11 protein-coding genes are annotated in these 13,333 nt (G+C 58.7%); 8 read left to right on the forward strand and 3 right to left on the reverse strand.

The window, feature by feature from the left end:
• Nucleotides 1-100: 100 nt before the first annotated feature.
• The 7 genes from ACR0L1_RS06200 to selD are packed head-to-tail and all read left to right on the forward strand — an operon-like array spanning nucleotide 101 to nucleotide 8,196.
• Entirely contained in the window at nucleotides 101-2,971 is a 2,871-nt protein-coding gene (locus tag ACR0L1_RS06200) for a monovalent cation/H+ antiporter subunit A (RefSeq protein WP_480857687.1), read from the forward strand.
• On the forward strand, nucleotides 2,971-3,330 hold the full coding sequence (locus tag ACR0L1_RS06205; RefSeq protein WP_170770195.1) for a Na+/H+ antiporter subunit C: 360 nt from the start codon (nucleotides 2,971-2,973) through the stop codon (nucleotides 3,328-3,330). The genes ACR0L1_RS06200 and ACR0L1_RS06205 overlap by 1 nt, the downstream gene beginning before the upstream one ends.
• Nucleotides 3,327-4,871, forward strand: a complete 1,545-nt coding sequence (locus tag ACR0L1_RS06210; RefSeq protein WP_480502676.1) for a monovalent cation/H+ antiporter subunit D — start codon at nucleotides 3,327-3,329, stop codon at nucleotides 4,869-4,871. Before ACR0L1_RS06205 ends, ACR0L1_RS06210 begins: the two co-directional genes overlap by 4 nt.
• On the forward strand, nucleotides 4,868-5,368 hold the full coding sequence (locus tag ACR0L1_RS06215) for a Na+/H+ antiporter subunit E (protein ID WP_174839409.1): 501 nt from the start codon (nucleotides 4,868-4,870) through the stop codon (nucleotides 5,366-5,368). Before ACR0L1_RS06210 ends, ACR0L1_RS06215 begins: the two co-directional genes overlap by 4 nt.
• Nucleotides 5,368-5,637, forward strand: a complete 270-nt coding sequence (locus tag ACR0L1_RS06220) for a K+/H+ antiporter subunit F (RefSeq protein WP_170770632.1) — start codon at nucleotides 5,368-5,370, stop codon at nucleotides 5,635-5,637. The genes ACR0L1_RS06215 and ACR0L1_RS06220 overlap by 1 nt, the downstream gene beginning before the upstream one ends.
• 7 nt (nucleotides 5,638-5,644) lie before the next feature.
• Complete coding sequence (locus ACR0L1_RS06225; protein WP_170770191.1) at nucleotides 5,645-6,031, forward strand: Na+/H+ antiporter subunit G; 387 nt, start codon at nucleotides 5,645-5,647, stop codon at nucleotides 6,029-6,031.
• Nucleotides 6,032-6,036: 5 nt separating this feature from the next.
• Nucleotides 6,037-8,196 (forward strand): selenide, water dikinase SelD, encoded by a 2,160-nt coding sequence (selD, locus tag ACR0L1_RS06230; protein ID WP_480857690.1) that lies wholly within the window; start codon nucleotides 6,037-6,039, stop codon nucleotides 8,194-8,196.
• Here selD and mnmH read toward each other — a convergent pair.
• Nucleotides 8,187-9,239: a tRNA 2-selenouridine(34) synthase MnmH gene (gene mnmH / locus ACR0L1_RS06235; RefSeq protein ID WP_480857692.1), complete on the reverse strand. Its 1,053-nt coding sequence runs from the start codon at nucleotides 9,237-9,239 to the stop codon at nucleotides 8,187-8,189. The genes selD and mnmH overlap by 10 nt on opposite strands.
• 44 nt (nucleotides 9,240-9,283) lie before the next feature.
• On the reverse strand, nucleotides 9,284-9,949 hold the full coding sequence (locus ACR0L1_RS06240; protein ID WP_480857694.1) for an SOS response-associated peptidase: 666 nt from the start codon (nucleotides 9,947-9,949) through the stop codon (nucleotides 9,284-9,286).
• An 82-nt stretch (nucleotides 9,950-10,031) separates the two neighbouring features.
• On the opposite strand from ACR0L1_RS06240, the gene ACR0L1_RS06245 reads away from it, so the two are divergent.
• Entirely contained in the window at nucleotides 10,032-11,645 is a 1,614-nt protein-coding gene (locus tag ACR0L1_RS06245; RefSeq protein WP_480857696.1) for a tetratricopeptide repeat-containing sulfotransferase family protein, read from the forward strand.
• Between the two features lie 60 nt (nucleotides 11,646-11,705).
• Here ACR0L1_RS06245 and ACR0L1_RS06250 read toward each other — a convergent pair whose 3' ends face one another.
• A complete protein-coding gene (locus tag ACR0L1_RS06250; protein ID WP_480857698.1) occupies nucleotides 11,706-13,283 on the reverse strand; it encodes a bifunctional metallophosphatase/5'-nucleotidase in 1,578 nt (525 codons plus the stop codon).
• Nucleotides 13,284-13,333: the final 50 nt, after the last annotated feature.

A 13,333-nucleotide genomic window follows, 5' to 3' on the forward strand; every position in this document is an offset into this window, starting at 1 on the left:
ATCAGTAGGTCAAACAGCGGTACTTGCAATAGCTGGACAGTTCGAAAATTATCCTTACAAAATCAGGGTTATCTTGACCGCCCAGACCGGAGTATCGCACTTGTCCCTATTCCTCATCGCGGCCCTTCCCTTTCTTGGCGCTGTATTTCCAGCTCTACTGATCAGGGCAGGACGAAATGCAGCTGCTTCGGCTGCGGGCCTCACCACATTCCTGGCACTGATGGGCGTCTTGATCCATATCCCCACGATCATGCGCGGCGAGGTCGTGACCGCCCGGTTCGACTGGATCCCCATCCTGGGTCTGAACGCGAATTTCATGATGGACGGGCTGAGTTTTCTGTTTGCCCTGCTGATCTTGGGGATCGGACTGCTGATCATCCTCTATGCGCGGTTCTACCTGTCGCGCGAGGACCCGATGGGACAGTTTTACACCTATCTGCTGCTGTTTCAGGGCGCGATGGTGGGGATCGTTCTGTCTGACAACGTTTTACTTCTTCTTATTTTCTGGGAACTTACGTCTCTAAGCTCATTCTTGTTGATCGGCTATTGGAAACACCTGCCTGAGGGCCGTCAGGGCGCGCGCATGGCACTGGCCGTGACCGGTTCTGGCGGGCTGGCCATGATCGCGGGGATGCTGATTCTGGGCAATATCGTGGGGTCTTACGACCTGAGCGTAATCCTTCAGAACAAGGAGATGATTCAGGCGTCGCCCTATTATCTACCCGCTCTGATCCTGATCCTGCTGGGCTGTTTCACCAAGTCGGCGCAGTTCCCGTTCCACTTTTGGCTGCCGCACGCAATGGCGGCTCCGACACCTGTGTCGGCCTATCTGCACTCGGCAACCATGGTGAAGGCCGGGTTGTTCCTGATGGCGCGGATGTGGCCAGTTCTGGCGGGCACGGATGCGTGGTTCTATATCGTGGCGACCACCGGTTTGGTGACCATGTTGATCGGTGCGGTGATTGCGCTGTTCAAAGACGACCTCAAGGCGCTGCTGGCCTTTTCAACCGCGTCACATCTGGGCCTGATCACCATGCTGCTGGGCTTTGGCACCAAGTTTGCCGCTGTCGCCGCCGTGTTCCACATCATCAACCACGCGACATTCAAGGCTGCGCTGTTCATGACCGCCGGGATCGTCGATCACGAGACCGGAACCCGGGATATCAAAAAACTGGGCGGGCTGCGCCACCTGATGCCGATCAGCTTTACCATCGGCACTATCGCAGCGCTGTCCATGGCGGGTCTGCCGCCCCTGAACGGGTTCCTGTCGAAAGAGATGATGCTGGAAGAAACCGTCCACACCACCTGGCTGCATTCGCACTATCTGGTGCCGGGTCTAGCCCTGTTGGCTGCAGTGTTCTCGGCAGCCTATTCATTCCGCTTCATCAGCCACGTGTTTCTTGGCCCCGAGCGTCACGACTATCCGCATCATCCGCATGACCCCCCGGTCGGGCTGTGGCTGGCCCCGGCGTTTCTGGTCGTGCTGGTCGTGCTCATCGGCCTTTATTCCAACGCTATCGTCGGCCCGCTGGTCGCGGTTGTGTCGGATGCGGTCTATGGCGGTGGCAAGCCGCCCTATTACTCGCTGAAACTGTGGCACGGGTTTACGCCCGCGCTTTACATGTCGGTTGTCGCCACACTGGGTGGCCTGTTCCTGCTGTCCCAGCACCGCCGGGGTGAGCAATTCTGGAACGCCCTGCCCCGCCCCGAGGCGAAAACCATATTCGAGGCCGTGATCAGTGCGCTGACTTCGGCAAGCCGCTGGATCACCGACACACTGCATAATGGCGTGATCAGCCGCTATGCCATCATCCTGATCGCCTTTACCGTGGGGCTTGGGTACTACGCCTATGCGACCGGTTCTATCGGCGCGCAGACGCGCGATCCCCTGCCGCTGCAGGTGATCCCAGTGATCGGCTGGATTTGTCTGGTGGGAGCCACCCTGGCCATCATGTGGTTCCACCGCAACCGCCTATTGTCGCTTGTATTGATCGGTGTCGTTGGTCTGATCGTTTCGATGGCCTTCAACTATCTGTCGGCCCCCGACCTTGCGCTGACCCAGATCTCGGTCGAGGTGGTAACGATGATCCTGTTGCTGCTGTCGCTGAACTTTCTGCCCACCGATACGCCTTGGGACAGCAGCGCCGCGCGGCGCTGGCGGGATGCAGCGATCTCGGTCGTGGCGGGGATCGGATCCGGTGCCCTGATCTATGCGCTGATGTTGCGGGATTTTGCCTTCCCCACGATCTCGGATTTCCACCTGGCCAATTCGTATAAGGGCGGAGGCGGCACCAATGTGGTGAACGTAATCCTCGTGGACTTCCGAGGCTTTGATACATTCGGCGAGATTATCGTGCTGGGCATCGCCGCCCTGATCATCTTTGCCCTGACCGAGTCCGTTCTGGGCACGAACGTGCGCGCCTATCTGCTGAACCGCAAACCACATTGGCCACAGTCGGGGGACTCGCATCCGCTGATGATGGTCGTCGTGACCCGGATGATGATGCCGATCGCGCTGATGGTGGGAGCATACATCTTTTTCCGTGGGCACAATCAGCCCGGCGGCGGGTTCATCGCCGGTCTGATTGTCGCCATTGCCTATCTGATGCAATACATGGCCAGCGGCTATACTTGGGCCATTGAACGGCAGAGGTTCTATTACCACGGGTCTATCGGCTGGGGCGTGCTGATCGCCGCTGCAACCGGGATCGGCGCGTGGTTCAATGAGCGCCCGTTCCTGACCAGCGATTTCGGTTATATCCACTGGCCGCCGCTGGAAGAGTTCGAATGGGCCACAGCTATCCTGTTTGACACCGGCGTGTTCCTCGCCGTGCTTGGCGCGGTGATGCTGGCGCTAGACAGCCTGTCGCGGTTCGCGTGGCAGCCGGGTATGGCGCAGGAATTCCCGATGGACATCAACCCGCTGCGGGACAGCGACACAAAAGACGATAACGAGAAGGAGCAGGCCTGATGGAAGCGCTCGTAGCCTCAGCCGTAGGCGTCATGACCGCTGCCGGGATCTTCCTGATCCTGCGCCGCCGAACCTTTCCCGTCATCCTGGGCCTTTCCCTGCTGACCTATGCGGTGAACGTGTTCCTGTTTGCCACAGGCCGGTTGGCGTTGGATGCACCTGCGGTGCTGAACAAATACAAGGACGTGCCCTACACCGACCCGCTGCCGCAGGCGCTGGTGCTGACGGCCATCGTAATTTCGTTCGGGATGACGGCAGTGATCGTGATGATTGCCCTCTCGGCCTATCTGTCGGCCAAGGATGATCACATCGACATGCGTGGACAAAACAATACCGATGCGCCGGGAGAAGACGCATGAACCACTGGATCGTCGCTCCGATCGTTCTGCCCGCGATCCTGGCCCCGTTCATCATCATGGTCCTGCGCTATCATCTGGACCTGCAACGCATCTTCTCGGTCGCCGGTGTGGTGGGCCTATTGGGTATTGCCCTGACCATCACCGCGCAGGCCGCTGGCGGAGATATTCTGGTCTATGAGTTGGGCAACTGGCCTGCGCCATTCGGCATCGTTTTGGTACTGGACCGGCTTTCTGCGATGATGGTGCTACTGACCGCGCTGTTGGCCCTGCCTATCGTGCTCTACGCCATCGCCTCGGGCTGGGACGACCGGGGCAAACATTTCCACGCCCTGTTTCACTTCCAGCTCATGGGTGTGTGCGGAGCCTTCCTGACCGGCGACGCCTTTAACCTTTTCGTTTTTTTCGAGGTGCTGCTGATCGCCTCATACGGATTGATGACGCATGGAGGCGGCGCAACCCGCCTGAAAGCAGGCGTGCAATATGTGGCCTATAACTTGCTGGGCTCTACCCTGTTTCTGTTTGCTCTGGGTACGCTTTATGCCGTCACAGGCACGCTGAACATGGCCGATATGGCGGTGCGCGTGGCTGAACTGCCTGCCGAAGATACGGCCTTGCTGCGGGTCGGCGCAGTGCTGCTTCTACTGGTCTTTTGTATCAAGGCCGCCGTTCTTCCGCTGCACTTCTGGTTGCCTGCCAGCTATGCCAACGCGCCGTTACCGGTGGCCGCACTGTTTGCGATCATGACCAAGGTTGGGGCCTATTCGATCCTGCGGATGTACACGCTGGGCTTCGGCCCCGAGGTTGAGGCCACCCAAGGGCTGGTGGGCTCTTGGCTGCAACCAGCGGCTCTGGTGACACTGGCCATTGGAACCATCGGCATTTTGGGCGCACAGCATATCGCGCGGATGGTGGCGTTCTGCGCCATCGCCTCGATGGGGACATTGTTGATCGCAATCTCTTTGTTTACCGAGACCGCTACGGCTGCGGCGCTGTATTACATCTACCACTCGACCCTTGCCACGGCGCTGCTGTTCCTGATCGCGGATATGGTGGTCGAACGCCGCGGCGGGTCCATCGCTCCCACCGCGCCGATGCCGCAGGGCGGGCTGATCTCGGCCCTGTTCTTTGTAGGGGCCATCGCCCTGGCTGGGATGCCACCCCTGTCAGGCTTTATCGGCAAGTTGCTGGTGCTGGATGCCGCGCGAGATGCGCCTGACGCCAACGCGATCTGGGCGGTTGTCCTGATCGGGTCCTTCGTGACAATCGTCGGTTTGGCCCGCGCGGGTACGGTAATCTTCTGGAAAAGCCACGACATCCAGCACAATCCTGCAACCGACCTTGAAAAAGAAGAAGAGGCGCTGGCCAGCCCTGCCCCCGAGCCCCACCCCGGACTGGCCTTTACATCGGTCTTTGCGGCAGTTCTGGGTCTGGTCCTGCTGACACTCTTTGCGGGTCCGGCGCTGAAATATGCCAGCAACACGGCTGAGCAGCTCTTTACCCCAGAAAACTATATCGCTGCCGTATTGGGAGAGAACGGATGATCAGATTGCTGCACCGGATATTCCCGCACCCGCACCTGACCTTCCTGCTGACGGTGGTTTGGGTGCTGCTGGCCAATACCGGCTCGCTCAACTCGGTGGTGTTCGGGTTGTTGTTGGGGATCATCATCCCCTTTGTCACGCAACCCTATTGGCCCGACCGGCCGAAACTGCGCAACTGGCCGATGATCGCCGAATACATGCTGGTCGTGCTGTGGGACATCGTGATCGCCAATATAACCGTGGCCAGGATCATCCTGTTCAAACGCGATGCCGACCGGCAACCCAACTGGGTCTCGATCCCATTGGAACTGCGCACCCCCGAGGCGATCACCGTTCTGGCCGGAACAATCACCATGACGCCCGGCACAGTCAGCTGTGATCTGTCCGCACAAGGCCATAACTTGCTGGTTCACTGCCTCGACGCCCCCGACCCCGAGGCGGTACGTGACGAGATCAAGCAACGCTATGAGCGCCGCCTGAAGGAGATTTTCGAATGATTGTCACCTATGCCATCTGGTTCGCTTTCGCCTGTTTCGGCGCGGCGATCATGCTGTGTCTCTACCGGATCATCTCGGCCGAGGGGGTCGGCACCCGCGTTCTGGCGCTGGACACGATGGTGATCAATACCATCGCGCTGATGATCCTGTACGGGCTTGCATTGGGGACCGAGATCTTTTTCGAATCCGCCATGATCATTGCCATGCTGGGTTTTGTCTCGACCGTAGCCTATGCGCGCTTCATGCTGCGCGGCAATATCATCGAGTGAGGGCGGCATGACGATTATCTTCGAAATTCTGATTGCTTTCTTTCTGGTCGTTTCTGGCATCTTCGGCTTTGTCGGGTCCTATGGGATGATCAAGCTGAAGGACCCGATGTCGCGCCTGCATGCACCCACTAAGGCCACCACGCTGGGCGTAGGCGGGGTGCTGCTGGCGTCGATCGGCCATTCGGTTCTGCTCGAAGGCAAGCTCTCGCTGCACGAGCTTCTGATCACACTCTTTTTGTTCCTGACCGCGCCGATCACGGCCCTGTTCATTGCCAAATGGCATATTCATCGCCATGAAAAGCCAAGCGATCTGCCGGATGCGGGCGAGGATGAGCTTTGGGCCACCCACGCGGTCGAGCAGGTCGAGGACGTCCCTGACCACACAGCGAACTGACCCTGATGCATACTTCTCCGCTGCCCCTGACCCGCGATCTGGTTCTTGTCGGCGGCGGCCATACGCACGCGCTGCTGCTGCGCAAATGGGGGATGAACCCCTTGCCCGGCGCACGCGTGACCGTGATCAACCCCGGCCCCACCGCGCCGTATTCCGGCATGTTGCCGGGGTTTGTGGCCGGGCATTACCAACGCGCAGAACTGGATATTGATCTGGTGAGGCTGGCCCGGTTCGCTGGCGCGCGGGTCATTTTGGGCAAGGTCGAGGGAATTGATCTGGATACCCGTTGCGTGCGCGTACCAGGCCGCCCTCCCGTGGCGTTTGACGTGGCCTCGGTTAACATTGGCATCACCTCGGACATGCCCGCCCTGCCCGGATTTTCTGATCACGCGGTGCCCGCTAAACCTCTGGGTCCGTTTGCCGCCAGATGGGGCGAATATCTTGAACGCACGGGCCCTGCTTGGGTCGTTGTGATTGGCGGCGGAGTGGCCGGGGTTGAGTTGGTGATGGCCATGGCCCACGCCCTGCGCGCCAAGGGACGTGTGGCGCAGGTCACGTTGATCGACAATGCGCAGGCGTTGACGGCGACAGCGGACAAGGCCGCTGCAACCATCCGCAAGGCCATGGAGGGGCTTGGGGTTGACGTGATCGAAGGCGCGACCATTGCAAAGATCACCAGCGAAACCGTCGTGCTGGAAGACGGCCGCCAAATCCCTGCCAGTTTCGTGACAGGCGCAGCCGGAGCGCGCCCTTATGCCTGGATGGCCGATACCTGGCTGGAGATGCAGGATGGTTTTATCCGGGTGAACGGCTTCCTCCAGTCCAGCGATCCCGCGATTTTCGCCGCCGGAGATTGCGCGCATCTGTCCGAAAACCCGCGCCCCAAAGCGGGCGTTTACGCGGTGCGCGAGGCACCGATCCTGTTCAACAACCTGCGGGCCATGCTCGGGGCGGGCCGGATGCGCAGGTATCAGCCGCAGAAAGACTATCTGAAACTAATATCGCTGGGCGAGAAGTCAGCCTTGGGCGAGCGCCTCGGAACATCGTTCAGTGGCCCTTTGATGTGGCGTTGGAAAAACCACATTGATCAGACCTTTATGAACAAGTTTCGCCACCTGCCCCAGATGGAACCGCCTGCAATGCCGCGACTTCACGCCAGCGGTCTACATGAAGCGTTGGGCAACAAACCCATGTGTGGCGGCTGCGGTGCCAAAGTCGGGCACGGTGCGCTGCACGCTGCATTGAAACACCTGCCCGAGGTACAACGAGAGGACATCCACTCCCTGCCCGGCGACGATGCCGCCTTGGTTCATACTGGTGGCGTACGGCAGGTCATCACCTCGGACCATCTGCGAAGCGTCTCAGATGATCCAGTACTGATGACACGCATCGCCGCAGTTCATGCCTTGGGCGATATCTGGGCAATGGGCGCTACGCCACAGGCCGCTACAGCGACCATCATCCTACCCCGCATGACGCCTGAATTGCAGCGCAGAACGATGGCCGAGATCATGGCAACCGCCAGCGAGGTCATCCGCGAAGCCGGGGCTGAGATCGTGGGCGGTCATAGCTCGATGGGGGATGAGATGACCATCGGGTTCACCCTGACCGGACTGTGCTCGCGCGCGCCGATCACCCTGTCCGGGGCGCATACGGGCGATGCTTTGATCCTGACCAAACCCTTGGGCAGCGGCGTTCTAATGGCTGCTGAAATGGCCGGCCAAGCCGACGGGGACTGGATCACCAAAGCCTATGAACAGATGACCCACCCGCAAGCCGAAGCGTCTCGGATTCTGGCCGATGCCCACGCGATGACGGATGTCACCGGGTTTGGGCTGGCGGGGCATCTCATGGGCATGTGTCAGGCCTCGGGCTGTGGCGCAACGCTGGATCTGGATGCAATTCCATTGATGACCGGCGCGCTCGACTTGGCCAAGCTGGGGGTCCGGTCCACGATTTTCGACGAAAATCGTTCCATCGCACCGGACCTGCCGTCTGGGGGTAAAGCTGATCTTTTGTTCGATCCGCAAACCGCAGGTGGGCTTTTGGCCGCGGTCGCGGCGGATAAGGCTCACAATCTTTGCGAACGGTTGCACAAAGCCGGATATCCAGCTGTGGTGATCGGCCATATGACCGAAGCCGCAGGGCTGCGCCTTCAGGACTGATCCAGAACCGTCTGCACCTGAGAAGCGACCTGCTCCAACCCCTTGGCATCCAGCGTCGGCACATCAACCCGCGCAATCACATCCGCCTTCCGGGCACGGCTGGATTTCGCATAGGCCGGGTCATAGTGTTGCTGCATCAACGCCTGCGTCAACGCCAGCTTGTCGCCCGCCTCGATCAGGGTAAGCCAACCGTCGACCACCTCATGCCCGCGATGAGACCGGAGCGGAAACAGCCTGTCCCGCAATCGAGCTGTGTCAGATAAAATATCATCATAGGCCCGCACCAGATAAGCCGAGCGCGCCTCAAGCGGTGCGCAGATGTGAATGCGCGGCGCGGCACATAATGAGGTCCACAGTGAGGGCGGCAAGATCAAAGACCCGATCTTGGACGATTCCGCCTCGACCACCACAGGGCGTGCGGGATCAAGGCCGCAGAGCGCCGCCGCAAGCGCGGATTCAAATGCTTTCTGACTAGGTTGACCCCCGGGCTGTTCCCCAAGTAGCGAGCCGCGGTGATTGGCCAACGCTTCCAGGTCCAGCACCTGAACACCGCGGATGTTCAGACGGGCCAGCAATTCCGTCTTGGCAGTTCCGGTGTAACCATCCAGCGCGAACAAACGATGCGGCAGAGGGTCCTCGTAGAGATACCGGTTCACCAACCGGCGATAGGTGCGATAGCCGCCCTCGACCACTTCGGCCCGCCAACCGATCTGTTGCAGCATCCAGGTGAATGAGCCCGAGCGTTGCCCACCGCGCCAGCAATAAACCAGTGGTTTCCACCCGCCCTCGTGGTGCGACAGGCTATTTTCTATATGGTTGGCGGCATTGCGAAACACCAGCGCTGCACCCAACTTGCGGGCCAGAAATGGGCTTTGTTGCACATAGATCGTCCCGACCCGCGCGCGTTCTTCATTGTCCAGAACCGGCAAGCTGATCGCGCCCGGAAGGTGATCTTCGGCGTATTCGGCAGGGCTGCGCACGTCGATCACGGTGTCAAACCCATGCGCATAAAGGTCAGGAAGGCTGTAAAATTTCAAAACCATGTCAAAGGTCTATCGCGCGCAAGCTGGATTGCAAAGAAGAACGCTCAACCTGCGACGGGCTCGATCAGGCTCGCTCCGCTGGCCCGGTTGGAGTTCACGGCGGGATCGACCCGGTAATAGCTCAGTAAGCCCTCTGGCCCCGGCACCATCAGACGGGCGGCCCCTTTCCCAGCCTCACCCAACCACAAGGGCCAGTCCTGTGGCTCCAGGATCAGCGGCATCCGATGATGGATCGCACTCAGTGTGCCATTGGCCGAGGTCGTGACGATCGCGCAGGTCGGCTGCCGGGCTTCCTCAGCGCCCCAGTTCTGCCAGACACCGGCAAAGGCGATGGGCGCATGATCGAGGCGATGAATATACCAGGGCAACCTATTGCCTTGTTCGGTCTTGGTCCATTCATAAAACCCCGTCGCCACGATCAGACAGCGCCTTTCGCGGCAGGCCGCGCGAAAGGCTGGTTTCTCGGCCAGGGTCTCGGCACGCGCGTTGATCAGCAGGGGCCCAGCGGTTTCGGTCTTGTACCAATGCGGCAGGAACCCCCAGCGCATCGGATCCAGGGTCCGCCCGTTTTCGCTCGCGCGCACCACATGTACCTGATTTGTGGGGCAAACATTGAAATTGGGCACAGCCGGCAAGCTGTTGGACGGCCGCGCGGCGAAAAGCTGAGCCATCGCATCATTGGGAAGAGTTATTGCAAACCGTCCGCACATGGGTAATGAACCCCTATCATTCTTCTTTCAGGCTCCGGGTCATATGCAAAATCAATCAGCGAAAACTCTGAAGAGCAAGGCATTGTCTGCATTAGATATAGGCAAGCCACATCAAGCGCTGAAGAAGGCGCAACTTGGCCTGAAGAAATTTCCCAAAGACAGCGATTTCCACGCCATCGCAGGCTTTGCCCTGACTGAGGTGAAGCAATACAAGAAGTCGATCCCACATTTCGTAGAAGCCGCGCGGATGAAGCCCCAAGACCCGCAATTTGTAGAGAATTTGGCCAATGCGTTGATGCAATCCGGCCAGATTCCAAAAGCACTGGACTATGCCGAACAGAAACTTGAGATCTTTCCCAACAACAAAGAGCTCAACCGCGTTTTGGATGAAATTTACCTGAAAGGTAACAACTGGCGTCAGATCATTGATCACACAAGCAAAAGGCTGGCCAAGGACCCCGACAATGTCGATCTTCTTTCGACACGGGCTCGAGCCTATGGGCGCGTCGGTTTTGTCGAAGATAGTTCAAATGATATTGACCATGCCTACCGGATCGCACCGGAAAGCCACAAAATCGCGTTCCAAAAGGCGGTCAGCCTGCATCAAGGCGGGGACAAGGCGGGGACAAAGGCTATTCTGGAGCGGATTCTGAACGAAACCCCCGACCACATCACCTCTTTGCTGCAATTGTCAACGATGGCTAGCCGTGAGGAAGCCGGAAACTTGCTTGAAAACGTTGAAAACGCGATTGAGAAATCGGAGCACGAGTTAACCGAATTGGAATTTGCCAAGGCGCATCTGACACACAAAATCGAGGGCTTGGACGCGGCCATGCCGCAATTCGAAAAGGCCAACGCGGTTCAGCACGAGTCCAATCCATATAGTTTTGAATCCGAAGAGGAAAAACTGGGCACGGTCACACGTCAATTTTCTGAAGGCAATCAAATATTGGCAAATGACCTAAGCGAAGGGCCCTTGCCGATCTTCGTCGTCGGCCAACCGCGTTCAGGCACGACCTTGATGGAGATGATGCTGAGTTCAGACCCCAACATTGCTGGTTGTGGGGAACTTATGCTCGGGTCCGACCTCTCGGTTAACTTCTGGCAAGGCAAGGATACCTTCGATACGGCATCTGCCGCTCATTTCGCGCAGGAATTTCGCAAGCTGATGCCTCCGATCCCGGAAGGGTCCATCGCCTTTGTCGACAAGATGCCCCATAATTTCCAACGTGTAGGCTATTTGCTGTGCGCCTTCCCGAATGCGCGGGTGATCAACATGCAGCGCGATCCACGCGATGTAGCGCTGTCGAAATGGATCCGACGCTTTCCCGCAGGTGGGATGAGCTATGCGTCAAACCAAAAGGCGATTGCACACACGGCCAACCTGTACCGGCGCTATATGGCGCATTGGGAAAAAGTGTTCGGGGATCGCATCCTGACCGTTCCTTACGAAAAACTCGTGGCCGACCCCGAGACCTACAGCAAGAAGGTCGCTGCGTTCTGCGGCATCGACTGGTCCGAGGCGATGATGCATCCGGAAGAGAACAAAAAACAGGTTAGAACGGCCAGCATCGACCAGGTACGCAACAAAATCTCCACCAAGTCTGTCGGCGGATGGCGCAGCGTCAGGCACCATCTTCAGCCAATGCTTGATGGTATCGACCCCGCGCTTTGGCCTGAGTACGAATTCGACTGATAAAAACAATAAAGGCCGCATCCTCACGATGCGGCCTGTCAGTTTCCTGCACCTAAGCTGTTATTTCTGCTTGATGCGCCCGTCCAGATACGGGGTGTACGGCGCGTTGGCGGCCAGATATTCAGCCGTCACGTCAGCCAGGTCCGGGCCATAATCATAGGCGTTCTTGTCATCGCCTTCGAACATGTCATAGCCGTCGCCGCCATTACGGACATAGTTGTTGGTCACGACAAGATAGGTCGCCGCCGGGTCAATCGGCACAAAGCCCCCATCCTTGGCTACCATCACATCGCTGATACGCCCTTCGTTCGGCGCAACCGCAGGATCCCATGTGAAAGTCATACCGGCCACTTGCGGGAAACGGCCCTTGACCTCTTCCACCTGGCTCACACCGTTTTCCAGCGCATCAATGACGCCCTGACCGCTGATCTGGAAGGTCGAGAGCGTGTTCTGGAACGGCAGCACGGTCAGCACTTCGCCCATGGTCACGTCACCCGGATCAATCGAGGCACGCAAACCACCCGAGTTTGCAATTGCAATCTGCACACCCTGATCGGCAACACGGGCCAGCATGGCATCGGCTACAAGATTGCCCATCTGGCATTCTTGCACTCGGCAGACAGCGCGGTCGCCCTCAATCGCGTCAGCAGCACTTGCCACAACCTTGTTGCGAATCTCGTCCAGCGGCACGGCCAGTTCCGCGATGCGATCCAGCGCCGACTGATCCTCGGTCACAGTGTTGTCCATGATCAGCGGCTCACCCGCGGCCTCGATCACATTGCCGTCGTCATCGAAGGTCACGTTCAGCTCGCCAAGGAATTTGCCATAGGCATAGGCCTGAACGATCTGAACCCCGTTCACCACGGTTGGATAGGGACCCGCCGCCTTGTCCGAGACGTTGGACAGATACGTGTTGGAATGTCCCCCCACGATCACATCGACACCGGTTGTTTCACTGGCCACGCGTTGGTCCACGCCAAAGCCCGAATGGCTGAGTACGATGATCTTGTTCACCCCCTCGCCGGTCAGTCTGTCAACTTCGGCCTGCACCGCCGGGACCGGGTCCGAAAAGGTTATGTTCGGGCCGGGTGAGGCCAGATCATGGGTGTCTTCCGGGGTCAGGCCGATCAGGCCGATCTTCTCGCCGCCCACTTCAATCACGGTCGATTTCTTGATCTTGTCGGTCAGCAGCTCTTCGTCTTTGACATCGGCGTTCGACATCAGCACTGGAAAATCGACCGAGTCGATGAAACCGCGCAGAACCTCGGGCCCGTCGTCGAATTCGTGGTTGCCCACGGTCATCGCGTCATAACCCAGCTTGTTCATGAACTCAGCCGCGACCTTGCCCTTGTAATAGGTATAGAACAGGGACCCCTGAAATTGGTCTCCGCCATCCACAAGGATCGAGTTCTCGGCACGGCCACGGGCATCGTTCACTGCCGTTACCAAACGGGCCGAGCCACCAAAGCACTCGCCTTCGGCATTGTCTTCAGCGCTACAGCCGCTGTCATATTTGTTGATCGGCTCGAACCGGGCGTGGAAATCGTTGGTATGCAGGATCGTCAGCTTATATTCGGCTGCGGCCATGCCTGCTGTCAGGCCCAGAACGGCGACCGATGTCAGTAAGCGGGTGAACATGTTCAAACTCCCAATTGTTATTTGTCGTGATCGTGCGCCGTGCTGCGCAA

Source organism: Ruegeria sp. J8, from assembly GCF_056531925.1.